Origin of the sequence: Fictibacillus sp. NRS-1165 (assembly GCF_050468105.1) — a bacterium.
Taxonomy (GTDB): Bacteria; Bacillota; Bacilli; order Bacillales; family Fictibacillaceae; genus Fictibacillus_C; species Fictibacillus_C terrinigri.
Genome location: NZ_JBDPNU010000012.1, coordinates 85,935 through 112,437, shown reverse-complemented (window position 1 = coordinate 112,437; position 26,503 = coordinate 85,935). Strand labels below are relative to the sequence as shown.

Below are 26,503 nucleotides of genomic sequence, written 5' to 3'. Positions count from 1 at the left end.
TTCTTGTTTAGTTTTGCTCTTGTGACTGGCCTGCAGGTGCTTCTTCCTGCTTTGGTTGCCCTTCGCCTTCGGTTTTTGCTTTACTTTTTTCTTCACCGCGGAAGTTGTAATCGTATTTCGAACGGTCTACCGGTTTAAAATCACGTGGAGTATAGAAGCGAAGCAGGTCTCCGTAAACCACTTTGTCAGAAAGCTGGAGTGAGTTTTCGGCAAATTCCTGTTCCTTCTGAATTTCCGGATCTTTTTTAACCGGTTGCCCAGTTTTGGTATCAAAGTATTTTCCATTGATCGCGGTAACCTTTGGACTCACAAAGCTTCCGTTACGGAATGGAACAACTTGTTGATGATCTTTGGACAGCAAGTCAGTTCCAAACTGGACATACTCTTTTGTATCGATTCCGAGCAAGTGAAGCAATGTCGGAAGCACATCGACTTGTCCGCCATACTGGTGCTGTACTCCGCCTTTAATCCCTGGAACATGGACCATGAACGGTACTCGCTGCAATTGGGCATTGTCGTATGGAGTAATTTGATCTTTGCCCAGAACTTTGGCCATCGCCTCATTATGGTTTTCAGAAATACCATAATGGTCACCGTACATGACAATGACAGAGCGGTCATAAAGCCCTGAAGATTTCAAGTAATCCATAAACTCTTTAATCGATTCATCCAGGTAACGTGCTGTCTGGAAATAACGGTCGACTGATCCATCTCCTGTATCATCCGGACCAATGGTAGCTTCTTCTTCATCGATCGGATAAGGGAAATGGTTGGATAGCGTAATAAATTTCGTATAGAACGGTTCCTTCAATGTTTTCAGCATTGGGATGGATTCTCTAAAGAATGGTTTATCCTTGAGGCCGTAGTTAACTACATCTTCATCCTTCATCTGATAATGGCTTGCATCAAAGAACTTGTCATAACCAAAAGATTTATACGTTTCATCACGGTTCCAGAATGTTTTGTAGTTCCCGTGGAACACTGCAGAAGTATAACCTTTTTGACCTAAAATAGCAGGTGCTGCCTGGAACGTGTTATTCCCATTCGTAGTAAATACTGAACCTTGCGGAAGTCCATAGATGGAATTTTCCAGCATGAATTCTGCATCTGATGTTTTACCTTGACCTGTTTGGTGGAAAAAGTTATCAAAGTATAACGTATTTTTATCTTTTGTGAACGAGTTTAAATACGGTGTCACTTCTTCACCATTCAGTTTGTAGTTGATCAAAAAGTTCTGGAATGATTCCAGATGAATGTAAATGACATTCATGCCTTTCGCCTTGCCAAAGTAAGCAGGATTAGGCTTAGCGTAGTTGGCGTCTTTGTAGTTGAGGACGTCACCCATATCACTTGAATCTGCAGATGCTTTTTGCGCGGAAATACGCATGCTTTGAATAGCATCATAAATCACATAGTTGTATGTTCCAAGGTATTTCACCAAGTAGTTGCGGTCAAATGTACGCGTCAAAAGCTGCGGACGATCTGTTTCCGCCAAACCGATGTTGATAATAAGCAGCGCAATCGCTGAAACCAGCACTAGCTGCACTTTCTTGCGAGCCATTCGAACCGGCTCCGGTTTGATGAATTTTGCAGCCACCAGAACGGTTAGAATGATGGTATCAATAAAATACAGCGGGTCATAAGGCTTCAGCAGTTCCCAGATGCTTCCTCCCAGATCCCCGAAGTTTTTCGTTTGAGTAAGGGTCGGCATCGTGATGAAATCATTAAAAAATCGGTAATACACGATGTTTGCATATAAAACAAAGGAAAGGAAAAAGTTAAGGACAATCGTCCAGATGTAGGCTCTTTTACCTTTTGCAAAGAGAGCCAGCCCAAAAAAGAAAATAGCTGAACTGATCGGGTTAATCAGCAGCAAGAATTTCTGCATTCCATTTTCTATACCAAGATTAAATTCAGCGAGATAGCCTGTATACGTTTTTAGCCAAAAAAGAACAACAGCTAAAATGAAAAAACCAAGATGCTTTTGTACAACATTTTGGCCAGCTTTTAAAAGACCTTTCAATTCTTTCACCTCTTCTAGTACCTCTATAACATAATTGTCTATTTGCTTTTTTTCGCACCTGTAAATTTTAGTCTATTTTATTATAAATAGCAAAAGTGAAAATATGATGAAAAGCAAAGATTTAATTTTATTTTTATTTATTTTTCCTAAAAATTTCTTACTCTAGCAGTTGTTTTCGTTTATTATTGCGGTATTTTAATTGTAAAAACGCTTCCTTTTCCGGACTTGCCCTCAACATGGATCCGGCCGCTGTGAGATTCGACGATCCATTTTGCAATCGCAAGCCCCAAACCGTGGCCTCCAAGCTGTTTGGACCTTGATTTATCCGTACGGTAAAAACGCTCAAATATCCGTTCGCGTTCTTCAGGCTTTATCCCTATACCCTGATCCTCAACCAATATAACGAGCATTTTATTTTTATCTTCATTTTTCAGAGAAATTTCAAGTTTAACCTCTGCTTCTTCCGGTGAATACTTGATTGCATTCTCCAGCAGAATGTAAAGAAGCTGATCCAGCCGCTCACTGTTCCCGTACACAAAAAGCTTAGCAGGTGCGTTCAGCTTTAATGTTATACGTTTTTCATCCGCAAGAGTTTCAACCGAATGAACCACTTTTTTTGAAAGCTCGTGAAGATCGAACACTTCTTTTCGCAACTTCGTATTTTCCGCATCGGAACGGGCCAATGTGAGCAAATCTCCTACCAGCTTAATCATCCTCTTCACTTCATATTTCATATTGGAGAGTACGGAGTTTGAAAATTCATCCTCCTGAAGCTGCTTTTCCATCTCCAATGCATTAATTGACGATAAAATAACGCTTAATGGCGTTCGCAGTTCATGTGACGCATCCGCAGCAAATTCGCGCTGTTTCATATACGATTTAATGATCGGCGACATCGCTCGCTTCGACATAAAATAGCTGATAAAAAAGGCGACAAAGGAAAAGAAAATAAGCAAAATGGCAAAAATATTCAATAGCCAGTCAAAAAGTTCTACTCTATTGGATATGCTTTTCCCTACATATAAAATACCAATGAATTGATTTCCTTTATATATTTTGCGTCCTGCCATCATTAAATCAATGTTCCGCTTGTTCGGATTCTCTTTCCAGGGAACAAAATAGGAGATATCTAGGTTCTCATAGCGAATCTCTTTGGGGTCTGGATTCCATCCTTCCAGCTCTCGATACAGCTTCGGGCGAAGATGATGATAAAGCTCATCGCCCGTCAGAAGATTGCCTTTCGCATCGACCACGTAATAGAAGAACTGCTCATCAGAAAGCATCACAAAGTTTTGTATGGAAGGCGTTTTTCCTTTTATCAGTTTTTGTTTGATGACCGTTACTTCCTGATCCACGAGTTTTTTCAGCTGATCCTCCTGGCTGCTGACAATCACTCCATAAAGCAAAAAATAAACGATGACCATAAAAAGAATTAAAAACAGCATCAGGATGCCGGTATAAATCATCGTCAGCCGCCATTGGGTACGGCTGATGAGGTTCAGGTTTTTTAACAGATTCCAGCGGGAATAAAGGCTAGTTTTCAAGGCGATACCCCACTCCGCGGACACTTTCAATGATCTCTTTTTTAGTGAGCTTTCCCAGTTTTTTGCGGAGAAGCTTTACAGTGGCGTCCACTGTTTTCGCCGATACATCTGCATCTATGCCCCATACTCGGTCAAGAATGGTTTCCCTCGGGAGCACTTGACCCCTATTGCGCACAAGAAGATCAAAGAGCTGAAATTCTCTCGGTGTCAGCTGAATCTCCCGCTTTGCTGAATTCACTTTATAGCTTGTACGATTCAAAACAATATCATAAAGAACGGCCTTCTCCTCCACAATAGGAGCAAAATTCCGGCGCGACAAAGCTCTAAGCCTGGCAAGGAGCTCGTCAATCTCAAACGGTTTGACGAGGTAATCGTCGGCTCCTGCATCGAGCCCATGAATCCGGTCCTGCACGGAGTCCTTTGCCGTGAGCATTAAGATCGCTTGAGAATAGCCCTTTGATCTTAAACGCCTGCACACTTCCAGTCCGTTTTGGCCAGGCATCATCCAATCCAGAATGACAATGTCAAAATCAGTTGCCAGCGCGGTGTCATAGGCATCGTCGCCATTTGATACCCACTCCACATGATATTTGTTTTTTTTCAGCATATGGACAATTAACTTTCCGAGATGCAAGTCGTCTTCCGCTACCAGAACGTTCATGTCAAAGCAGACTCCTTTCAGCTTAGTCACTGAGTTCAACAATTGATGATAGCACAATTACTTCATGGAAGACTGAAATCCCTGCTGATTTCACATAATTTCCTAATATTTAATGTTAGAAGTCAAAAGAAAGATGGGGAAATTTTTAAAATAGGTCTTTACAAGGGATTAATTCTGAGGAATAATATGAATTATAAAACGAACATTTGTTCTTATTTAGAGTATACCTTTTTTCTCACCTCTCGTCCAGACCTTACATAAAAAAAAAGCCGGGTAATTCACCGGCCCCTTGTTATACCTTATTTAAAAACCCTTTCTATCACTCGCTGCGTTGCATTGCCATTTTCCCAGCTGCAATATTTATCGTAAAACCGATCATAGTTTTCTTTATACTGCTTCTTTACTATATCTATGTTTTTAATCGAGCTGATGACCTCACTGCTGTCTCTTAAAAGCGGTCCTGGAACTTCTTTTTCCATATCAATATAAAACCCTCTAAGCGTGTCCCGGTATTTTTCCAAATCATAAGTATAAAAAAGAATAGGACGCTGTAAATTCGCGTAATCGAAAAATACCGACGAATAATCCGTAATTAACAAGTCTGAAATCAAATACAGCTCTGCAATATCATTGTGCTTGGAGAAGTTATAGGCAAAACCTTCTGCTCCTGCCGTATCAATGTTGTCCGCAATAAAATAATGCATGCGCAAAAGGATCACATATTCATCGCCTAGCCTTTGCTTCATCTCCTCCAGATCCAGTCTTAACTGAAATTTATACTTTCCAGATTCATAATAATCATCATCACGCCATGTTGGAGCATAAAGAATTACCTTCTTATCCAAAGGAAGGCCAAGCTGAGGTTTCACTTGCTGTGCTTTTTCTTCGCGATCCGCATCATGCAAAATGTCATTGCGGGGATAGCCGAACTCCAGCATCTCTTTTTCATATTTAAAGGCGCTTCTGAAAATTTCAGATGAATATTGGTTAGCCGCTATCAAATAATCCCATCTTCTTGACTGCTTATAAAAATGCTTTTTATAATCTGGATTCGCAGAATATACATCATTCATATCAAAAACAAGCCGCTTTAAAGGGGTTCCATGCCATGTCTGCAAATAGATGTTTCCGGGCCTTTTATCAAGATGCATCGGGAGTCTCGAATTGCTGACCCAGTATTTAGAAGTAGCCAGATAATAATAGTAAGCCAGGCTGAAACGCTTTACCTGTCTTGCGTTACCCGGTATTTTCCTTTTTTCATTAAAGATCCAGACAAATTTATACCCCTTTTTACTTTTTAGCATTTCTTCATAAATATATTTTGGGCTGTCAGAGTAGTTTTTTCCTAAAAAGCTTTCAAAAACCACCGTTTTTTCTTTTAAGGGCAGCCGAATAAATAGGCTTCGATAAAGAACTAAAAATATTTTGCGCTTGCTTCTGATGGCTCCTGCTGCATTATAAAGAAAATGGTGAAGCTTAATTAATCCGCTAAAGATGGCCTTCCTCTCTTTTTTCAGCTGATCCACCTCAGCTTTTACAAGTATATTTAACTTCTTCATCGATCGGGGGTTTACTTTTTTTGCTGATATTGAAGCTTTGTTAAAGGTTTGCTCAACCTGCTTTCGATCCGCAAGAAGCATGATGACCGATCGGCGGTAATAATTTAGAAACTGCTGATCAAGAAAATTGGACGCCGCTGCATGATTGCCATAACAGTCTTTCATATCATTATAGATCCGCAAAAAATCACCAACCTTTTTATCCCTTTCGAGCTGGGAGAGCGCTGGGTTAGTGATCGGATCGTTCCTGACCCTCTTATAATAAAGACAGTCCGTTAAATAAGGACATCGATCTAAATAAATCATGGCGGGTATCAGGAAAGAAATGTCTGAATAGCACTCCACCTCCTCAGTAAATCTGAGGTTGTGGCTATGTATAAAATGAAGTGAAATTAATCGGTTGAGTACCGAATTATTTCTAAACAAGCGGTCTTTGTTCCGATTTTCTAAAACTTTATGTGTGCGCTCAGGGAGATCGGCTTCTACTTTAAAGGTAATCTTCTTTACTCTTCCGGATAGCATGCTGTACTGCCCAATACTTTCGGTCAGGAGCTGAATAGTGGTCAAAGGCAGATAATCATCACTATCCAAGAAGTAAACATAATCACCTGTTGCAGTATCCAGCCCTGCATTTCTGGCGGCCCCGACGCCTTTTCGTTCTGTAGAATGGATAACGCTTATACGATCGTCCTTTTTTGCGTATTCCATGATCACTTTACGGCATGGTTTATCAGAACCGTCATTTATAAGCAATATCTCTAAATTGGGGTACGTCTGGTTGATTACCGAATTCAGGCACTCTGGTAAAAATTCTTTCGTATTATAGATTGGAATAATAACAGATACCTTTTTGATGATTATTCCCCCTCCTTCTACAGCCATACATCATGGAAATGTTTTTTCAACGTTCATTCTAATAGTTCCAAAAATTGAAATAATATCCATGATTATACCATAAAATTCCTAAACATCGACAAATGTGTCGATATAAACATTAAAAAACCAGCAATGATTGCTGGCTCCATTAAAAATAGTTATAGGGAAGATAGTACACTTGATAATTAGGAAGCCTTTCAAAACCAAGCTTTTGTGCAATAACGATGGAATCATACCTAAAGCTTTCCGTTGTCCAATGAGGGGAAATCCCCATGGTCATGCAATCAGTGATCATGCCATGAGCCATACACGTTGCGAGCCCTTTGCCCCGATGTGATGTGTCATAAACATGGATGCCAATCTCCAGGTCATCTCCACAAGCAAATACACTTATACATGTGCCAATGATTTTGTTGCCATGGAGAGCAGCCCATCCCAGCCCATGTAAAAAGAATGCTTCCTCTGAACTCCAGAATTTACTGATGATCTGTTGAGAATCCAAGAAAAGCAACTGTGGAGTAATTCTCAGCACTCGATAATCTTCAGGCAAGGGATTAAGTCTAAAAGATGAAAATTGCTCTGGGTGAAACTTGAAAGGCACCCGCTCACCGACTTTTAATCCCACAGGAAAAATAGATGGGATCACGTCCTGCCACAGTTCAGAAGGATAGACTTCAAGATTGAAGTCTTGCTCACCAACTTCCAAGGCTTGTGACTTTATAACATCCGCTATAAATGGCTGCAGACAGGAGTTGAATGCATGGTTTGTACAGTCTCCTGCCAGATAAAACATCTCATTAAACGCCCAGACTAATGTGGTGGACGGCGTTTCAACATCATCGACAAAGATCTTTCCGCGGTTTATTCCTGAAATGACTCCCTGTAATACGGGATGATGCTTTTGCTCTTTAAACAGTTTCTTTATATTAGCGTATTGTTCACGAGGCAATTCATAAATCATGACTTGATTGTTCTCCTTTGTTTTAAGAATTTTTCACTTTATTAGTATCAACTCTTAAAACTGAAAGGCGACAAGGCGATTTTGATTCGTTCCGTATCAAATCCCCCCCTTATATTGGTAATTCATGTATACAATCAGTTTAGCATGCTTTCATAAAAAAAGGGCTGAAAAAGGAACCCCCCACTCAAACTCTCGTTTCCTTCAATTTTATTAATTTCATGTTTAATCCTTCAAAAATCAGGAAATATATTCAAGCAAGTATGGTAATAAAATCATAATAAATGGACCCACTACATATAGCGCATAAGACATATTACCCCTTCTTTCGACAACAAGCAGGGATATTGTTCAAAGGGAAGAAAAAGTAGGAAAACAAAGAGGAAAGGAGAATGGTGATGACCAGTGACGTGCTAAAAAAACAGATTCACCAGCATTTCAACACAAAAAAGATAAAGGATGAGCAGCTCGAAACATTGCTGGTACGTTTCATCCTATCCGTTAAGAAAGGGAAATGAGCAAACTGGTGCCAGGCACCGCGTTTACACACATGTGTAATGACGGTGCCTGGCACCAGCTTTTGACTATACAGCGGCCTTCCTGCTCTCTTTAGGATGAACATCGTGCCTGCCGTAGTGTTTTGCTAACACATGGCCATAAACGGAGGCCAGGATCTGCTGAAACAGCATCCCGACAACAACAGGTACTGCAGTTACCGGTGAAAAGTAGGTGAGCGCAATAACAGAACCGGCGCTAATATTACGCATCCCTCCACTGAAAACAAGGGCTATGACCGTTTCTCTTTTCCAACCAAAAAACATACCGGTCAGCCAGCATATTAAGTATCCGCTGGCCGCAATAAACAGAACGAACAAGCCAATCAACAAAAGTTTGCCGTTCACATGGACCAAATAGGGGGTAGCTACCGAAGCATTGATGGCGACCACAACACTCATGCAGATTTTAGAAACAGGCGAAATTCGTTTGCCAAACGTGTTTTTTATCTTTCCTTTTGTCCAATGATTCAGCAGCATGCCGATGACAGACGGAATAACGATCATAATCAGCAAGTCCTTTACCATGGACCATTCATCAATGGAAACGGTCTCTCCAACAAATAGCGCCAGGCTATAAGGAACGACGATCGGTGATAACAGTGTATCAATCAATATAATGGAAAGCGCGAGGGTACTGTTGCCTCTATAGATGGACACCCATATGCTGCTTGTCACGCCGCACGGTATAACCATTGCCAATACAAGTCCGGTGATGGTATGAGTATCAGAGGAAAACGCAATGTGTCCGACTCCCCATGCCCACATCGGCATCACGATATGCAGGATGATAAGTGCTGTCAGTATGGGCAACGGCCGGGAAAGTGTATGGCGGAGATGATTGAAATTAGATGCTAAACTACCTGAAAATGTCATGAATGAAAAGATCCATGGGACTAAAAAAAGCCAGCTCTTCAGTTCGTTCGTAAGCAAAATTCCTAGGATGACACTTGCGGGTGTAATAAATGGCATCCATCTTTCAAGCTGTTGGTTTATTTTTTCTATCACATTTATCCTTCTTCCGGTCTAAGTCTATTACTCTAACAGTTTATTAATTTACAGTATAAAATATTTTAGATTTTGGTGCCAGGCACCAAAATAATAGCACCAAAATAAAAAAATAGCATAGGATGTATACATACCGGTTTGAATGAGTTGTCCCAATTTAGGATTTTCCAATTGACAAACTTTTAAATTTATTTTACATTAAATAAAATTATATACTTCTTATCAAGAGAGGTGGAGGGAATTGACCCTGAGAAACCTCGGCAACAGACTCTTTTAGAGCACTGTGCCAATTTCAACAAGCCGAGTTGCTTGGAAGATAAGAATTGTGTTGATCATTCTTCGGTCTCTTCAACCCCTTCTTATGTTTCAGTGAACATAGGAAGGGGTTCTTTAACATCCTAATTCCAAGTAAATAGATAAGAATAGTTATTTATAAAAACTGAAATTTAAGGAGTTGGTCATATGGAAAAGCATGACTGTATCCACTGGAAAGGAAAAAAGCTGACTGCAACTGTACATTATCCAGATTCCCCCGTAGGCAAAGAGCGATCCAAGCGGCCAGTCGTTGTTATTTGCCATGGGTTTACAAGCAATCGGATCGGAGTAGATCGCTTGTTTGTTAAAACCGCTCAGCACCTTTCAAAAAATCAATTTGTAGTCATTCGGTTTGATTATGCGGGATGCGGAGAAAGCGAAGGAAACTATGGTGAACATTGCTTTAAAGACTTGATTGACCAGACCCATGCTGCTGTCAGCTTTGCCCTGCAGCTGCCTGGCATTGATCCCGATCAAATCACGCTGCTCGGCCATAGCCTTGGAGGCGCGGTCGCCGTACACTCTGCAGACCGCGACGAACGGGTAAAACGGTTGATCCTCTGGTCGGCGGTAGGAAAACCGTTTGAAGATATCGTAAAAATCATTGGACAAGAAGAATACAGCAACTTATTTATTAAAGGGTATGTGGATCACTTGGGTTATTCCCTGACCACAACATTCATGCAGTCGCTTAAAAAGTTTCACCCGTTAGATCAGCTTTCCCGATTTACCGGTGACGTGCTGCTTGTTCATGGTACAGATGACAAAGACATTTCGGCCCATTATTGCAGTGAATTTTTTGAGAAAACACGAAAAAGAGCCTGTGGAAACAGCAACATTCATCTCATTAAAGGAGCTAACCATACGTTTTCTTCCATCCCTCACTTCAATAAGTTGATTGCTGCGACCACCGCCTGGCTCACTAAGAGTTCTTCTCCTTTGAAGGTGCCTGGCACCCTTACTTCTATTTCCTCTTGACAACAGCCATGATCGTTAAGAGGAGGGCAAGCAGTACGGCGATGTAGACCGGTGTGATCCAAATATAATAGACCGATCCTGGATCCTCTTTAATAAAGCCTGTGTTGATACCAATTGTATTCCAATGAAAACGCACGGGATTTTCAGCATTTACCGAAAACCTGTCTAAATACAATGCTTTTTGCGTGACTCGTGCTACTACATAAATCAAGCTGAGCATCAGCAGAATGACCTCAGCTACTAGTTTTGCTCAATCCTTCACATCCTCTATGTATTTGAATTTTGCGCTTTCTGCCTTCCCATCGCAATACTTTCATCCCAGAGTTTTACATTCACCCTGCATACAAAAACCCCTTTTTTTATTTCTTATTCAAAAGAGCCGCTAAACTTAACCATATTGTTCTTCTCCATTCCATATCGTAGTATAATAGCTTTTGTATTTTTAATCGGACCCGCTGCCCATCTTGAACGTTTTAAAACATAAGGGGAGATCAACTTGAAAACAAAATCAAATGGAATTCTAACTGGACTAATCATTCTGCTGCTTACCGCCGTCTTTAGCTCAGGATGTGCCCAATCGCCTAATTCAGCCCAAACAAGCACAAATCCGGGCAACAATGCAGATGATCCTGCGGCCAAACAAGAAAACCCTTCGTCAAATAATGTTAAAACCAATACCGCCACAGGACAAAACGCAGTAAATGGCATCCCGGCTACCGTTACATATGTGATTGACGGCGATACATTGGACGTAAAGCTTAGGAATGGAAAAAAAGAACGTATTCGCATGCTTCTCATCGATTCACCTGAAACAAAACACCCGAGGCTTGGTGTTCAGCCATTCGGACCGGAAAGCTCTAAATTTACGAAATCACAGTTGACCGGCAAAAAAGTCGGTGTGGAGCTGGACGTTTCGGAGCGCGATAAATATGGAAGACTGCTCGCTTACATATGGATCGGCAAGCAAAACTTTAACCAGCTGCTCCTGGAAAAAGGCCTTGCCCGTGTGGCATATGTATACCCGCCGAACACGAAATACGTTGATCAGTTCCGTGCCACACAGAAAAAAGCTCAAAAAGCAGGGATCGGAATATGGTCGATCGAGAACTACGCCCAACAAGACGGATTCCATGCAAAAGCGAAAGACAGCCGAGCAAACGGAACGGTTTCTGGAGGGAGTTCACAAGCAAACAATCAGGGCAATCAAGGAAAAACATCTGAGGAACCAAAAGGCAGCTGCAACATTAAAGGAAACCAATCGGGTATCTACCACATGCCTGGCGGAGAATACTATGACCGGACGAAAGCCGAGGTCATGTTCTGCTCCGAGGCTGAAGCTCAAAAAGCAGGTTATCGAAAATCACAGCGTTAATCAGTGTTAAAAAGGTAAGAGCCGCATCAGCTGTTTACTCCTGATGCGGCTTTTTATTTTCATTTTAGGTTTTTGGTTTCATGCCCATCACAACCGTTGATTCAAGTTCACTGGAGCGGACCACCCTTGACAACAATCCGATTTCAGTAAAAGTTGCTAGAGATAGCGGTGCCTGCCGGTCACTGGTCTCCACCAGAAGATAGCCTCCAGGTGCCAGCCAGTTTGGCGCACCAGCAGCCACCCTCCTCTGGATGTCGAGGCCGTCCTTACCGCCGTCCAGTGCTATTCGGTCCTCGTGGAGACGGGCCTCAGCAGACAGCAACCCGATCGCATCCGTCGGTACGTAGGGAGCATTTGCAACCAGAACATTAACGGAGCCGCGGAGGGTTTCTGGGAGAGGTTCGTATAAGTCACCTTGATATGCATGGCCACCTAAAGCATCAATATTTCGGCGAGCGCACTGAACCGCTTTGGGATCAATGTCTGAAGCGTACAGCTGGATGTCTTCATGGCTGGCTGCAAGTATTGCACCTACAGCACCTGATCCGCAGCAAAGATCAACGGCAATATCTCCCGGCCGTATAATATTTGCTGCTTGGGCAACCAGGAACTCTGTTCGGCGCCGCGGGACAAAAACATCAGGGTCCACTTCGATGCGGAAACCGCATAGCTCTGCCCAGCCAACGATTTGTTCGAGAGGATAACCTGCCATTCGCTCGTTTATCATAGCATCCAGCTGTGCTGGTGTTTCCGCCTCATCCATAAGCAGCCGGGCCTCTTCCTCGGCATAAACACAGCCAGCACTCCTTAGCCTGAAGACAACCGTGGAAAACATGGTATCTTTTGAAAGATCTACATTCACGTGTTTTACCTCTTTAGTTTTATTTTGGTGCCATTATTTTGGTGCCATTATTTTGGTGCTATTATTTTGGTGCTATTATTTTGGTGCCAGGCACCACGATTACACACTTGTGTAATGGCGGTGCCTGGCACGCCAAACGGGCACGCCACTACCTTAAAAGAACGACAGCCCAATCGTGAAGATGACACCCGATACAAGAAGGGTGGTCACGCAGTATCCCATGATGTCCCTGGCACCCAGGCCTGCGATAGCCAGTGCCGGCAGCGCCCAGAACGGCTGCGCCATATTCATCCATGCTTCACCGTAGGCGATCGCCATCGCTGCGATGCCAGGATCGACGCCGAGCTGCTCTGCGGCCGGCATGATGAACGGCCCCTGTACGACCCAGTGCCCTCCGCCGGACGGCACGAAGAAGTTAACAAAACCTGAGCTCAAAAATGCAAAGAACGGGAAGGTGGACGGGTTGGAAACCGAGATAAACGTGTTGGTGATCATACCTCCCAGGCCTGACAGCTCCATCATCCCTTGGATCCCTGCATAGAACGGAAACTGAATTAAAATGCCTGCCGTCCCTTTTGCTGCATTGGCAACCGCGTTCATATAAGACAGCGGTGTGCCGTGCAGAAGAAGGCCTGTCGTAAAGAACAGCAGGTTAACGGTATTAATATCAATCTTAAAACCATTCTCCACTATGTAATAGACGATGTACGAGTAGCCAAGCACAGCGATAGCCAGGCTGAGGATTCTGCTGTTTTCCATCGTCACGGCAAACGTGCGTTTTACTTCAGCCGGGGCGATCGCCGTTGCTGCAGAAGCCTCGTCCTCCGCCAAAATCTTCGGATCAATGCCGATCACATCTCTTCCAGTCGGCATCATTAGCCTTGTCATGATGGGCAGGATGATGAGCAGCGCGAGCGTAATAAACAAGTTATAGCTTGTAAAAATAGTATCCGTGAGCGGGATTAGCCCCGCCGTTTTTTCCATCGGATTTCCCGGAGTTACGGCTACAAGCGGTATAGATCCTGATAGTCCTCCGTGCCAGGTGAGGAATCCGATATACGCACAGGCAATCAGGAAACGATAATCCGAACCCGGAATCCGCTTGGCCACCTCCTTTGCGAACAGAGCACCGACAATGAGTCCGAACCCCCAGTTGATAAAGCAAGCGAGCCCAGAACCGAGCGTAACCAGAATAACGCCTTGAGCTGGCGTTTTCGCAAGGCTGGCTAGCTTAACCATCCATTTTTTAATAAGTGGCGAACTCGCAAGAGCATGCCCTGTCACCAGGACAAGAGCCATCTGCATCGCAAAAGCCAGGAGATTCCAGAAACCCGATCCCCAGAACCCGACCATTTCAATCGGACTGTGATGGGTAAAAATAACGCCTGACAAAAATAGAATGATGGTGAGAATCAAAGCAAAAACAAACGGATCAGGCAAAAACCTTTGTACAAGGGCAGTAAAGAAGTTCGATAGCGCTTTCATTTCTTCCTCCTATTAATATTGAACTTTTTAAAAGTACACTGAATAAGCATTCATCTAAACGATGTAAAAATCCTGTCTGTCTTTTATCCTATTTTGGTGCCAGTCACCGCGATTACACAAGTGTCAAAACGCGGTGCCTGGCACCACAAAAATTCTCCTCCTTCTGTTAAACTAAATGAAAATACATAGATAGGATGGGATAGGATGACGGCTCGAAAACTGCTGATCGCTCAAAATGTGGATTCTTCTTATGTGGAAAAAATACAAGAGGTGATACCGGAATGGACCATCGTCACCGGCAGGGATAAGGAGATCTGGCAAAAGGAAGCACCTGATGCTGAAGTGATCGCCGGATGGAAAAAAGGGATGGAGGAATACACGATTAACAAAGAGGACTCACCTCTAACGTGGATTCAAACATGGAGTGCCGGGGTGAACAGCCTTCCGTTAGAGAAGCTTTCAAGCCACAATGTGCACCTCACCAGCGCCAACGGGGTACATGCCCACCCGATCTCTGAGACCATTTTTGCTCTCATGCTCGGGCTAACACGCAAGATTCACACCTATGTACGCAACCAACAGTCAAAAACTTGGGACCATTCCAATCTTAAACTTGAGATCCATGGAAAGACCATCGGTATCCTCGGTACTGGTGCCATCGGAAAAGAAACCGCCAAGATCGCCAAGGCGTTCGGCATGACGGTACTGGGAATGCGCCACTCCGGAAAGCCGGAAGAATACATCGATACAATGTATTCCTCCAGTCAGCTGCATGACCTGCTACCACAATGCGACTATGTCGTGGTGACACTGCCGCTAACGAAAGAGACTCATCGGCTTCTTGGCCAAAAGGAGTTCCAGCTTATGAAGGAGTCCGCTTTCTTCATTAATATAGGACGCGGTGATATCGTGGTCGAAGAAGATCTCGTCCAGGCTTTGAAAAGTGGTGAGATTGCAGGAGCCGGCCTGGATGTGTTCGAGACCGAACCGCTCGGGGACAACAGCCCGCTATGGGAAATGGAAAATGTCATTATCACTCCTCATACCGCCGGCTCCACTCAATACTACGACCAGCGGGTGATCGAGGACATCCTGATTCCTAATTTAAGGCATTATGTGAAGGGAGAGTCTCCTTCCATCAACAAGGTGGATTACACGAAAGGCTATTAACAGTGTTGATATTTCTTTCACCTTTCCTATCGTAAGAAATGAACACAGCGTATCGCAACTTGTTTCCAATTTTAAGGAAGGAGCGGCAATCCACTTTTGCCTCTCATGTATCTTCTGACTTTTAACATATTCAATACGGGGATGTGTTCCGTGATGCAGATGACGATGTCACAGGCGGGAATCAGCCAGTCCAACGCTGTCAACGGGACGAATTTCATTGACGTCCTTAGAGCGTTATGAAGATCCGGAGACCTATGCGGTCATCATGAGTGGCGAAATTGGCGGCAGTGCTGAAGAGGAAGCTGCGGAGTGGATCAAAGCCAACATGGCAAAACCAGTGGTAGGCTTTATTGGCGGCCAGGCCGGTTTCTCTGATTGGGAAAACCTAAGAGATTATGTAGCAAAAATCAAAACGGTAGATCCTCAAATTGAGGGCCGTATTATCGACGCGGCGAAGAAGTAAACAAACGGATAGGTGCCAGGCACCGCCATTACACACTTGTGTAATGAGTGGTGCCTGGCACCTCCTTTTTAATGATGATGTTCTCGAGCATCAACAACGGTGCACTGCGGCGCGCCCATCCTGATCAGTTCTCTCGCCTCATCTAAGGAAATTCTCACAAATACTGCCCGGTCAAATCCATCTTCTACATCAAACAATGCAAACGCCTTGTTTTTATTGATAAAAATACATTTAAACTCTACAGTTACATCCTCTGTTGCTTCCGGAATTCTATTCACGACTTCACATAATTCCAATCCTGCATTACGAAGTCGTATTGCGGTTTCTTCATCAATACGGATGATCACAAACACTTCCAAATCGACACCTGGAACCTCCGACTCTATTTCTACGACAGCGAAGAAGCGGTGCCCAATCACCAGCAGACAATTGGCGCCGATTTCAAATATCTCTTCATTCATCATGGTGCCCATAACATCGCCCCCATTTTCCGTATTGCCACTGCATGAATTGCACGTATTGCTCATCTCATTCATTTCGCCCGTTTCATACTCGAACATCATATCCCTAACTTTCCTATAAATTTGAGTTTCCGAATGGATGCAAGCTTGTCCAAGCGACCTGTTTGTTCACTGAAAATAGCCGAAGAAAATTACTTGCATCCTTCACTGTCTAGCATATTCGGCTATAGGACAAGTGCTACTAAAATAATACGATCACCTATTTATTTTGGGTGCCAGGCACCCCGCCCGAAAAACTTTGTTCCTCATGGCTGCAGTCTGAAATATACATACAGTAACAGGGCTGAACTAGGAGATGAACTATGGTAGAAATGATTCCAGGCAAACTGTATATCGGGGGTCTTATAAAGAGTGAGGATTGGGGATTTATTCAACAGCATATCACAGCCATCATTAACCTGAGAACAACTCCTGATCATCCTCCGTTCGACTTTTCTGGCCGGGTAATGATTTGGGCCCCGTTGACGCTGTATCATGCTCCGGATATCCCATGGGTGGTAAAAATGATGGACCAAATGAATCAATTGCTTGATTCAGGCCACCATATTCTCGTTCATGATAAAGCAGGTTATCAGCGTTTGGGCTTTTTCATAGCCGCCTTTTTTATGCAGAGATTTAACTTGGGGCTTGCTCAGGCACTTGCAGTGGTGCGGCAGCGAAAACCTGATTTGGATCCCCCTCCGAACTACATGGAGCTGCTAAAAATATACGATGTTTATCTAAAACATCATTAAGGTGCCTGGCACCGCAATTACACACTTATGTAACGACGGTGCCTGGCACCCATGTAGTGGCACCCATAATCAATCATTCAAACACTCGCCACCTGCAAGAGGGTCAATCCGGATTCCTTCAAATTCAGCGGCAGATAGCCTTCTACCTCAAGGATCGGCTGGTTGGGACTGTCCGGGAACACATGCCGGATCTCAGCGGTTTTCCCGTTGCGCAGCGGAATTTTTTTTTCTTTCAGGGCTTTCATCAAATAGTTGGCGAACGGTATGACAACATCAATATCCAATCGGTTTTGCCTGGCGTCCTTAATGAGCTCATCGACGGCAAAAAAGATCGATCGATTGTTTTTATAGACTCTTCTGGAACAGATGGCATCAAACGTATCCGCCACAGACAGGATCCGGACTAAAAAGGGAATGTGCGAAGACACTTTATTCGGATACCCCGTTCCATCCAGCCGTTCATGATGCATCAGTGTACCCAGCAGGATTTCCTGAGGGAGCCCCGCATCTTTTAATAGATTGTAGCCATACTGGGGATGCTTTTTCATGGTTTCATACTCTTCGCCCGTCAATCGCCCCGGTTTGTTCAGGATGGCCGGGTCGATCTTGAATTTGCCCACATTATGAAAGATGCCCATTTGTGCCAGCATGTTTTGTTCATTCTTGCTCACATACAGCACCTGGCCTATTCTTTTTGCGACGAGGCCAACATTCAGACTGTGCTGATACAAATATTCATCCTGGCTGAGCTGCTCCTTCAGCTGAATGAGTGAGATGTTGTCCCTGGTGTCCAACCCAGAGAACGCCTCTTTTATGCAGACCGCACCTCATTCGTTAAAACTTCCTTTTTATAAATGGAAGCATACTGCTCTTTCAGTTTTAAAAAAGTCTCTTGGTATACCTTTTTCACTTTTTCCTCCTCTGACAGTGGCTTCTGCTTGATGCTGTTCCTTTTGATCGTATGCACATCATACTTCGCCAGCAGCCGCATATGAATTTCGTTGATGATCGTTCCTTTTCGAAGGAGCAGGATGCTGCTACGGAATACAGATCTTCTAACAGCTCTTGCCCTATTTCAACCTTTACCTGATCCATGCCTCATTTCCCCCAATTCTTGTGTTTGCTTCAGGTAAATCGAACCTGATTTCGCGCTTTGTTTTGCTGAATATAAGCCTTCATCCCAAGCTCTTTATGTTCCCAGCTCAAAAGAGCTTCCACACCTACGAGCACATCGGAATGAATATTAAACTGCGGCTGGCAGCAAACGGTAAACTCGCTGGTCTTCAGCCCTTTCCGCAGGCGATCTCCAGCTTGATCTTACGGGACAGGGCCTCGTTCATCCCTGGCGTATAAAATTGAAAATGATTGCTTCCTTCCTCTTTTACCCGGTACATAGCCGTATCAGCGTTCTTAATCCACCCCATAGCCATAAGTAACGCAGCTTTCCCTTCGTTCTATGTATTCGTATTCCCAGGCTGAGCGCCGTATAAGACGCTGCTGCGGCAATAAGTATAGAGAGCAGCACGAATGGCAGCTCAATGGCAAGTAATTATATTCAAAGTCATGTTGTGCATGTCTCCCGGTCGTTTACGTAAAACGTATAGTCATATACCTATTATTGGTCCAATGGCCTTTACTTTTTATAAAGCAGAAAAATACCGAGGGCTGCTGCCCCCGGCATTATTAAACTATAATTTAAACTTCGATACGACGTCCTGCAGCTCTTCAGCCAGATTGGTGAGAGCGGTCGCTGCCGCATTCACTTCCTCCATGCTAGCCAGCTGTTCTTCTGAAGCTGCGACTACTTCCATCGCGCTGGCGGATGTCGTTCCTGCTACGTTCGACATCTCCGAAACATGGCCGGAAACGTGGTTCACTTCCTCATTGATCTTTTGAGATGTAGAGGAGATCTTCTTGATCTGCTCTGTCACTTGGACGATCGCGTTAAGAATGGTCGTAAACGATTCATTGGTCTTCTGAGCGATCTCCAATCCTGAGTCCACTTTTTCCTTCACATCATGGATTGAGGCTACCGTATTTTTCGTTTCTTCCTGTATGTGTTTCGTCATTTTTGAGATATCAAGCACCGATTTTCGTGTCTGGTCGGCAAGCTTGCGGACTTCATTCGCTACGACGGCAAACCCTTTACCGGCATCTCCTGCGCGTGCTGCTTCAATGGCGGCATTGAGTGCAAGCAGATTCGTCTGTTCAGCGATGTCATGGATGATGTTAAGAATGGAACCGATCTCTACGGAACGCTGGCTTAAATCATTTAATGCCTGGTCGGTTCCTGCCACCGAATGGTGAATGGAATCCATCTGCTCAAGGGTGTCAAGCACGAGTGCCGAGCCGTGGTGGGTCTGTTCACTGGCGTTCTCGGCCAGTTCAAGCACCAAGGCAGCATTTTCTGAGATCTGCCCCACCGCGTTCTTGCTTTGCTCTACTGAGCGAACGGATTCATTCGACATTCTTGTTTGACTTTCGGCCCCTTCCGAAACCTGTTGAATGGACGCCGTAATCAATTCGTTGCCCTTCATCGTTTCATCGCACTTGCCATCAGCTGTTCTGCTGAAGCAGCAACCTGTCCAGATCCATTTCCGACTTGGGTAATAACAGGTCTTAAGTTATCGATCATCTGAGCGAACGACTGGTTTAACGCAAACACTTCATCTCTCGTCCGAACCGCAACAGCCGGCACAGCCAGATTTCCGTTCGCAACTTCCTCAGCGTTCTCCGTAATTTTTTTCAGCGGTGTTACAATTTTGCGGGTGATACTGATGGAAAAAATAAGGCTGCCGATGACCAAGACGATAAGAGCGATCATGGAGAATAGAATCATTCCTTTGATCCCTTCCTTTAAATCGGACTGCATCCATTCGTACTCGTCATTGATCAGCAGTTTCAGCTGGTACACATCATTGATCAATCCTTTTTTCCTGAGAGACTGCCGTTTGATCACGGCCTGATCACCTTCTTTTACAGCCGTATCGGACTCGCTTTTAAGCTCATCGAATTTACTGCCGATCCGTTCGATCAGCTGCGATTGTTTTTTATCGGTCAGCCCTTTTCTCAGCATCTTGTAATCAGAAGTGAGTATTTGAAAATCATTGGTCACATCGTTCGTATTGCTCGCTGAAATGTTCAGGGAGTACGCACTTAATGATTTTTCAAGGCTCTTGGCGGAGCTGTTCAGCTCTTCTACTTGAACGAGAATGTTTACTAGTTTTTCGGTCGATGAATTCAGTTTCGTCATTCCAAAAATGTTGTAACCGATGATGATGACAGACAGCAGCAGCGGCACGATCGATATCATTAATATTTTAGTTTTCAATTTCATGGTGTAAGCCCCTTCTCGCCTCTACAGCTGGATGTGAATCGTTCCCTGAGAGATTCCTTCCTTTAACTCATTCAATCTGGCTTGCTGCTTGGCGTTCAGTTGAATCACCCGAACCGGTGCAATATCGATGCCGCCCTCTTTTATGCCGAGAACGCTGTCTTTTTCTCTTAATTGTCCTGTTTTAGCCATCTCTTTTGCCGCTTGATAGATCGCGACATCCACCTTCTTCACCATGGAAGTGGCAACCGCTTTTTCTGCGAGGTAATACTGGTCCGTATCGATACCAAAAGCATAGACTCCTGCTTTTTGTGCTTCCAGCAAGGCTCCCACTCCTGTAAATCCTGCCGGAGGGTAAATATAGTCCGCCCTCTTGGTGATCATCCTTTTAGCCATCTTTTCGCCAAGCTTATCATCATCAAACGTTCCCGCAAATTCAGAAATCACTTTTGCCTTGGGATTCTAGCCTTTTTCAAACTTCCGGATCAGCGGAACATCCACTCCTCCGATGAATCCAGCCACATTGCTTTTCGTCTTCATTCCGGCAATCGCCCCGACGAGGTAGGATCCCTCTTCCTCCTTAAAGGTAACGGAATAGACATTGGAAAGCTTGGACTGAGAATCAATGAGCAGGAATTTCTGCTTCGGATACTTTTGAGCGACCTTTTCCAAATCCTTCTGCATGGCGAATCCAAGCCCGATCACAAGGTCATTCCCTTCTTTTATAAGAGATTGAATCCCCGCTTCATAGCTCTCGCTGGACTTAAGCTCACGATAGTTGAAGACGATGTCCTGCTCGTCGCGCGCTTTTTCCAGACCGGCAAACCCTGCATCGGAAAATGACTGGTCCCCAAGCCCTGCATCCGACAGCATGATACCGATCTTGACTCTCTTTTTAGCGGCAAAGGCCGGCTCTTTCGCAGTCGAACAGCCGTTCAAACTCAAAAGCAAAGCGGCCGCTATGAACAAAATCACTGTATATTGTTTCATCCTTTTCACCCTTACTCAGTAAATTTACTACTCTAGTAATAACGGCAAAAATTGTCGAAAGTTAACAGGAACGATAAATGTTTAAATTTTCTTGCAATAACAAAAAAAGCGCCCAGGCATAAGCCACAAATTTATTCCCTATAAAACTAGCATCCCGCAGGATACCAGTTTTGCGTTTATCAGTTCATGGCCTTTTTTTCAATAGTGATCAACTTGTCCGTATCCACTTCTCTGCTATTTGCATTTAATAGAGTGAAGGGAGGTGTTCTAAATGGGAAAAGAAAAAAAATCTGGTAAAAAGATCTATTGTGATACCAAGTATATTATTTCCGACAAATATACTGAAGAAGAAGTAACCTTCGTTCATCCTGTCATCCGTATTGAAAGAGAACATATCAAATATGTCCCTCGCCATGTTTATAAAGAAGAAACGAAAAAAGAGACCTATGATCCGGGGTATCCAACTAAATGTGATTGCAAAAAGAAAAAGAAGAAGGACTATTAATGACAAAGCAGGTTTAGGCCTGCTTTGTTTTCACTCTGAGCGATCTGTTTTAATGATTATCGTTATTTATTTTTATTTTCAATGTGTCTGTATCTTTGGTAGGTGTGAAATCAACATTTGCTAAAAGGGGACCTGCCACTTTTTGTCCTCTTTTTTTCTTGTTTTGGAATTCATCGATGTTTGTTAAAGGGGTCTTCGCTGCTTTAATGGTGTATTTAGAATTCAAATTTAACTTTACCCTTGCTTCTTTATTTTCATTTGTAATGACGAAAAGACTTTTTGGCAGTACAGCGGACTGATCTGTTTCTGTTCCATCCGTTGTAACCGTAAGTAAGTAATGCTGATTTTTTTCCTGTGTATTAACAATTTGCAAGGTGATCTCCTTGGACCTTAAATGGTCCTTTTCTCCTGGGGAAGAACAGCTTGCTAACAAAATGATAAGCAAGATACTTTTAAGGTATTTCAGCATAACTCCTCCTTTTTTCCTATTTTCAGATTGTTACATTAACGTATTAGGAGGTGATGTGAAATATGAAGAAACTTAGCTTTTTATTGTTATGTATGTTCATTGTTGCTCCTCTGTTCACTCCCAAGGCAGTCCCTTTCCGACAAGAAAAATATGGAGGAACTGGTCAGCTCTATGATAACATCGATTTGCTAAAACTGGAAAAAGAGAAAGCTTCGAGATTAAATGAAAAACTTAAAAGTGCTAAACTCAACCCTGTAAAAGAATTTAGTGCAAGTGAACGAATAAGAATAAAAAATATACAAAATAAATTTATGTCTGTTAGTTCTCAAGGGGACATTATACAAGGAAAACATAGCCCAGTTCTTAATAGCAGAATTTCATTGACCAGTTCTGCAGTTCCTCCATTTTCTGAAGATGATAGAGTGAAAGTGACAAAAACGGATGCAAGTCCGTACAACGCGATGGCACAAATTGATTTTAAAGATGCAAGGGGCGATTGGTATGTATGCTCCGGAACCTTTTTAAACAAAACGACCGTACTTACTGCAGCTCACTGTGTATTTGATGCATATACTCATAAATTCCATTCCTATTGGTCTGTCTATCCTGCGGATAATAATAGTACCCTCCTTCACGGCGGATGGTCATCCACCAAAGCTTATGCGCCAATCGGATGGATAAACTCGACTCCTCCCGGCCAAGGGAAAATCTTTTTAAGAGATGTACAATATGATTACGCAGTCATAAAAATTGACTCCAGCCATTTCCATCATCTGCCTATCACTTCGACTGCTTCCGGAATTGGAAACTCTATCATTTCATATGGGTATCCCACTGATAAAGGGGAGGGTTCTGGATACTATTATTTGTATAAAAGTGCTGGATCCATAACTGATGTTCAATACAATGCCATTATTCATTCTTCGTATGTGACAAGTGGAATGAGCGGGGGGCCCATTTTAAGATCCAGCTCCATTATATCGGTGAATAGTACGTACAATTGGAGTGCCAAGTTCGGTTCAACTCATGTTAATACTATAAATGAATGGAAATCCCTGCCGTACTAGAAATAACCCAGGGAAACGTAAAAAAGAGCTGACTCCCTTTTATGAGTCAGCTCCTCTGCTGTTCCAAACCATCAAAATGTGCTTTATTACTTCTTCATTTTTATGAGCTTTTTCAATTTCCCCGCAATCCGGTTGATCATTGTAAACGACATGAGGGATACGTTGTTATTGCCCGTTTTATACAGATCAATGTATCGGTCATCGATTCGGATAAGCTGAGGTTCGAAACGGTCGAACTGGGCGGCACTGATTCTTACATTATCATTGATCAGCCGGTAGAACAGATCATATGAACCATGCCTCTCAAGAAAATACTTCCATGGAAGCTGGAACTGTGAGTCGTCGACCTTCTGAAAAAAAATCTTTTCCTTCGATCGCCTGTCCCTCATAAAGAAACTAATGTTAGGGTTCGTGCCTGGAGCCGAGAGCCAGATTTTTTGGTCATCACAGGTGATATGCGAGATTCGGAGATTTGAAACGAGCAGCGATAAATTTTGCTTGCCCGTAAAGTATATTCTGTTGTTGGACTTCTGCTCTGTCAGCGGAGTCTCCACCATCCTGCTGTTAATACGGAACATACTTTCCGTGCCGTTCATATCCCTGAATTCCACATACACATCGAAAATGTTGGATTCCTGCTGGCGGTTCAATTCTCCTGAAGCGGAGAAACCCCCATCACTGTCCGGCACGAGCGGCAATACGATCCGATCTGTAACATCCGTTCGGGATCTAAGAATGATAGATGCCTGTTCCACATCAAAAACATTTGGAATTCTCAGTCTGCTGACTGATATGCGATGTCCCTCGTACTGTATGCTTCTGATTTTAACAAAGTTAGCAAGCAGCACTTTAATACGGTAAAATTCATCTGGAATCCGTCCAGAGCCATCCCTGAACAACGGCAGCGCCCAATAATAGTGATCACCTTCTTCGACGATTGGCCCGGTCGGTTCTTTAGCCAGGTAGGACAGAAGTTCATCCGTTAGATCGTTTAAGATCATGTAGATGTAAAGATTTCTTAGGACACCCAGATCATTGTCATACACATTTTTTATATCACTCAGGACAGCTTTTACTTCACGCAAATAAACGTCCCTAAATGTTTCATCCTCCACGATCCCCTTGATCGGGAAGAACAATCGGTCAATATTTCGCTTCAGAAAAGCGGTCTTTAGTTCTTCATCCTGCAGGCTGTCAAAGTAATTCAATTGATGCTGCAAAGAGCTCATGCGGTCGAGGAAATTTTTTATATCGTTTTTCATTTGGGTAATCGACTTGTTATTCGTCTCTTCCTCACGTTTTCTCCACAAGTAGACGGTGTCTGTAATAATGTTGATCTTCTTTGCCTTCGTGAACGCTTTATGGACCATCGGCCGGTCCGCATACAGCATTCCCGGCGGCATGAAGCATTCGTTCTCGATCATGAAATCGCGTTTATAGATTTTGTTCCAATAGAAGCCATCGTAGAAGATATCCGGAAACTCCAGAAGATGGTTCACTTCCCTCGGACTCATCCAAACATCACGTTCCCGTTTATAGATGATCTCCTTCTGAATTCCATTAACAAGAATGTTCGGCTTCCCGATCACGATATCAGAATCTGTTTCTTTCGCCTTTCGATACAGCTTCTCGTACGCATCCAAAGGAACGATATCATCTGAATCCATGACGGTCACATATTCTCCGGTTGCACGTTTAAGACCGTTGTTGCCGGCTACCGCACCTCCGCTGTTCTCCTGATGAATGACCGTAATGTTATCGTATTTTTCGCGGTACTCCTCAAGAATCAGGTGGCTGTTATCAGGGCTGCTGTCATTGACCAGAATAATCTCGATCCCTTTTAGCGTCTGGTTAACGAGAGATTCCAGGCAATCTCTTAAAAATTCTTCCGTGTTATAGACTAATGCAACGACACTCAGTTTATAGTTATTCATCTTCCTTCACCCAACTCGTATCTGATTATGCTGCAAATTCGCTGGACAATCTCTGTTTCCAGCTCCGTATACATCGGCAAACATAAGATGCGTTCACTGACGGAAGAAGCGATCGGCATATCCTGCTTATACTCCGCATAACAGCTGAATTCCGTACACAACGGATAAAAATACTTCCTCGTAAACACGTTGTAATTCTTTAACGATTCATGCAGCTGATCTCTTGATTCCTGATCATTCAGCAGGATCGGAAAATACGAGTAGTTATGCTTCACGTTCACCATGGAATTCGGCAGGTGGCGGATCGCTTCCACCGAGCTCAAATGTTCGATGTACGTCTCATGGACGAGCTTCCTTTTATGGATATCCGCATCGATCGTTTGCAGGTTGCTCAAGCCCATCGCCGCCTGAAACTCATTCATCTTGGCATTGGTGCCTACATAATCCACCGAATCAGGAGAAGTGATTCCAAAATTCTTCAGAGCTTTCAGCTTCTGTGCTAATTCGCCATCCTTGAAAGCCAGAAGTCCGCCTTCGATCGAATGAAACACCTTTGTCGAATGAAAGCTGAACATGGAAACATCTCCATAATCGGCGATGCTTCTGCCGTTCACCTCTACCCCGAAAGTATGCGCCGCGTCATAGATGACCGCCAGGTTATGCTTTTGAGCCAATTCTCCAATTCTCTCAAGATTGCACGGCAGACCAAACACGTGAACGGCCACGATTGCACTTGTACGGCTTGTAATGTGCTTTTCGATCTGGTCGGCATCGATCGTGAAGTTGTCCCTCTCAATATCGCAGAAAACTGGCGTCAAACCGCAGTTGACGATGGAATGAACCGTAGATGCGAACGTAAACGGAGTCGTGATGACTTCGCCTTTCAAATCCAATGCCATAATCGCTGTTTCCAGCGCCAGGTGGCCGTTCGTGAACAGCTCCAGGTGATCGGCACCCAAGTATCCTCTTAAGTTCTTTTTAAAGTTTTCATGCAGCGGCCCATCGTTGGTGAGCCACTGGTTCTCCCAGATTCCCCGGATATACTCCTGGTAGATGTCGAAGTCTGGAAGTTTCGGCTTTGTCACCTGTATGGGTTTCTCTAGCTTTAATTCAGTCATCAT

Annotated in this window: 23 protein-coding genes, 2 pseudogenes and 1 riboswitch; of the genes and pseudogenes, 7 read left to right on the top strand and 18 right to left on the bottom strand. The window is 43.6% G+C overall.

The features are described 5' to 3' along the window. Positions 1–7: 7 nt before the first annotated feature. The 6 genes from ABHN01_RS04185 to ABHN01_RS04160 form a co-directional block, all read right to left on the bottom strand. Positions 8–2,023, bottom strand: a complete 2,016-nt coding sequence (locus ABHN01_RS04185; protein WP_429874497.1) for an LTA synthase family protein — start codon at positions 2,021–2,023, stop codon at positions 8–10. 182 nt (positions 2,024–2,205) lie between these two features. Next, on the bottom strand, positions 2,206–3,567 hold the full coding sequence (locus ABHN01_RS04180) for a sensor histidine kinase (RefSeq protein WP_429874496.1): 1,362 nt from the start codon (positions 3,565–3,567) through the stop codon (positions 2,206–2,208). Further along, positions 3,557–4,228, bottom strand: a complete 672-nt coding sequence (locus ABHN01_RS04175) for a response regulator transcription factor (RefSeq protein WP_429874495.1) — start codon at positions 4,226–4,228, stop codon at positions 3,557–3,559. Before ABHN01_RS04175 ends, ABHN01_RS04180 begins: the two co-directional genes overlap by 11 nt. 299 nt (positions 4,229–4,527) lie before the next feature. After that, on the bottom strand, positions 4,528–6,669 hold the full coding sequence (locus ABHN01_RS04170) for a bifunctional glycosyltransferase/CDP-glycerol:glycerophosphate glycerophosphotransferase (protein WP_429874494.1): 2,142 nt from the start codon (positions 6,667–6,669) through the stop codon (positions 4,528–4,530). Positions 6,670–6,811: 142 nt separating this feature from the next. Then, entirely contained in the window at positions 6,812–7,624 is an 813-nt protein-coding gene (locus tag ABHN01_RS04165; RefSeq protein ID WP_429874493.1) for a GNAT family N-acetyltransferase, read from the bottom strand. A 581-nt stretch (positions 7,625–8,205) separates the two neighbouring features. Continuing rightward, a complete protein-coding gene (locus tag ABHN01_RS04160) occupies positions 8,206–9,183 on the bottom strand; it encodes a bile acid:sodium symporter family protein (protein ID WP_429874492.1) in 978 nt (325 codons plus the stop codon). Positions 9,184–9,399: 216 nt separating this feature from the next. Then, positions 9,400–9,506, top strand: a riboswitch (SAM riboswitch). Positions 9,507–9,645: 139 nt separating this feature from the next. Here ABHN01_RS04160 and ABHN01_RS04155 point away from each other — a divergent pair. Continuing rightward, complete coding sequence (locus tag ABHN01_RS04155; RefSeq protein WP_429874491.1) at positions 9,646–10,476, top strand: alpha/beta hydrolase; 831 nt, start codon at positions 9,646–9,648, stop codon at positions 10,474–10,476. Here the strand turns inward: ABHN01_RS04155 and ABHN01_RS04150 are convergent. After that, entirely contained in the window at positions 10,463–10,696 is a 234-nt protein-coding gene (locus ABHN01_RS04150) for a hypothetical protein (protein ID WP_429874490.1), read from the bottom strand. The genes ABHN01_RS04155 and ABHN01_RS04150 overlap by 14 nt on opposite strands. Positions 10,697–10,972: 276 nt before the next feature. Here ABHN01_RS04150 and ABHN01_RS04145 point away from each other — a divergent pair, with 276 nt between their 5' ends. Beyond that, on the top strand, positions 10,973–11,848 hold the full coding sequence (locus ABHN01_RS04145; RefSeq protein ID WP_429874489.1) for a thermonuclease family protein: 876 nt from the start codon (positions 10,973–10,975) through the stop codon (positions 11,846–11,848). Between the two features lie 64 nt (positions 11,849–11,912). Here the strand turns inward: ABHN01_RS04145 and ABHN01_RS04140 are convergent, their stop codons facing one another. Next, a complete protein-coding gene (locus ABHN01_RS04140) occupies positions 11,913–12,683 on the bottom strand; it encodes a putative protein N(5)-glutamine methyltransferase (RefSeq protein ID WP_429874607.1) in 771 nt (256 codons plus the stop codon). Positions 12,684–12,863: 180 nt separating this feature from the next. Beyond that, positions 12,864–14,195 carry a TIGR00366 family protein gene (locus ABHN01_RS04135; RefSeq protein WP_429874488.1) on the bottom strand — a complete coding sequence of 444 codons (1,332 nt, stop codon included), beginning with the start codon at positions 14,193–14,195 and terminating at the stop codon, positions 12,864–12,866. A 204-nt stretch (positions 14,196–14,399) separates the two neighbouring features. Here ABHN01_RS04135 and ABHN01_RS04130 point away from each other — a divergent pair, with 204 nt between their 5' ends. Together ABHN01_RS04130 and ABHN01_RS04125 are read left to right on the top strand one after the other, a co-directional pair. Further along, entirely contained in the window at positions 14,400–15,365 is a 966-nt protein-coding gene (locus ABHN01_RS04130; protein WP_429874487.1) for a D-2-hydroxyacid dehydrogenase, read from the top strand. Positions 15,366–15,512: 147 nt separating this feature from the next. Continuing rightward, a pseudogene (locus ABHN01_RS04125) lies at positions 15,513–15,726 on the top strand (succinate--CoA ligase subunit alpha); the annotation flags it as partial. A 170-nt stretch (positions 15,727–15,896) separates the two neighbouring features. Here ABHN01_RS04125 and ABHN01_RS04120 read toward each other — a convergent pair. Further along, entirely contained in the window at positions 15,897–16,301 is a 405-nt protein-coding gene (locus ABHN01_RS04120) for a hypothetical protein (RefSeq protein ID WP_429874486.1), read from the bottom strand. Positions 16,302–16,651: 350 nt separating this feature from the next. Here ABHN01_RS04120 and ABHN01_RS04115 point away from each other — a divergent pair, with 350 nt between their 5' ends. Then, positions 16,652–17,083 (top strand): dual specificity protein phosphatase family protein, encoded by a 432-nt coding sequence (locus ABHN01_RS04115; RefSeq protein WP_429874485.1) that lies wholly within the window; start codon positions 16,652–16,654, stop codon positions 17,081–17,083. A gap of 77 nt (positions 17,084–17,160) precedes the next feature. On the opposite strand, the gene ABHN01_RS04110 is transcribed toward ABHN01_RS04115, so the two are convergent. The 5 genes and pseudogenes from ABHN01_RS04110 to ABHN01_RS04090 form a co-directional block, all read right to left on the bottom strand. Continuing rightward, entirely contained in the window at positions 17,161–17,877 is a 717-nt protein-coding gene (locus ABHN01_RS04110) for an HD-GYP domain-containing protein (protein WP_429874484.1), read from the bottom strand. 489 nt (positions 17,878–18,366) lie between these two features. Further along, positions 18,367–18,513, bottom strand: coding sequence for a hypothetical protein (locus ABHN01_RS04105; protein WP_429874483.1), 147 nt, complete (start codon positions 18,511–18,513; stop codon positions 18,367–18,369). Positions 18,514–18,771: 258 nt separating this feature from the next. Next, positions 18,772–19,620, bottom strand: coding sequence for a methyl-accepting chemotaxis protein (locus ABHN01_RS04100; protein ID WP_429874482.1), 849 nt, complete (start codon positions 19,618–19,620; stop codon positions 18,772–18,774). Then, positions 19,617–20,420 carry a HAMP domain-containing protein gene (locus tag ABHN01_RS04095; RefSeq protein ID WP_429874481.1) on the bottom strand — a complete coding sequence of 268 codons (804 nt, stop codon included), beginning with the start codon at positions 20,418–20,420 and terminating at the stop codon, positions 19,617–19,619. Before ABHN01_RS04095 ends, ABHN01_RS04100 begins: the two co-directional genes overlap by 4 nt. A gap of 21 nt (positions 20,421–20,441) precedes the next feature. Then, positions 20,442–21,407: pseudogene (locus ABHN01_RS04090) on the bottom strand (BMP family lipoprotein). A gap of 271 nt (positions 21,408–21,678) precedes the next feature. Here ABHN01_RS04090 and ABHN01_RS04085 point away from each other — a divergent pair. After that, positions 21,679–21,912 carry a hypothetical protein gene (locus tag ABHN01_RS04085; protein ID WP_429874480.1) on the top strand — a complete coding sequence of 78 codons (234 nt, stop codon included), beginning with the start codon at positions 21,679–21,681 and terminating at the stop codon, positions 21,910–21,912. A gap of 49 nt (positions 21,913–21,961) precedes the next feature. On the opposite strand, the gene ABHN01_RS04080 is transcribed toward ABHN01_RS04085, so the two are convergent. Beyond that, entirely contained in the window at positions 21,962–22,381 is a 420-nt protein-coding gene (locus tag ABHN01_RS04080) for a hypothetical protein (RefSeq protein ID WP_429874479.1), read from the bottom strand. A 62-nt stretch (positions 22,382–22,443) separates the two neighbouring features. Here ABHN01_RS04080 and ABHN01_RS04075 point away from each other — a divergent pair, with 62 nt between their 5' ends. Further along, a complete protein-coding gene (locus ABHN01_RS04075; protein WP_429874478.1) occupies positions 22,444–23,448 on the top strand; it encodes a trypsin-like serine peptidase in 1,005 nt (334 codons plus the stop codon). Positions 23,449–23,534: 86 nt separating this feature from the next. On the opposite strand, the gene ABHN01_RS04070 is transcribed toward ABHN01_RS04075, so the two are convergent. Further along, on the bottom strand, positions 23,535–25,382 hold the full coding sequence (locus tag ABHN01_RS04070) for a glycosyltransferase family 2 protein (protein ID WP_429874477.1): 1,848 nt from the start codon (positions 25,380–25,382) through the stop codon (positions 23,535–23,537). After that, the gene (locus ABHN01_RS04065; protein ID WP_429874476.1) at positions 25,379–26,503 is read right to left on the bottom strand and encodes a DegT/DnrJ/EryC1/StrS family aminotransferase; all 1,125 of its coding nucleotides are present in this window, start codon (positions 26,501–26,503) and stop codon (positions 25,379–25,381) included. Before ABHN01_RS04065 ends, ABHN01_RS04070 begins: the two co-directional genes overlap by 4 nt.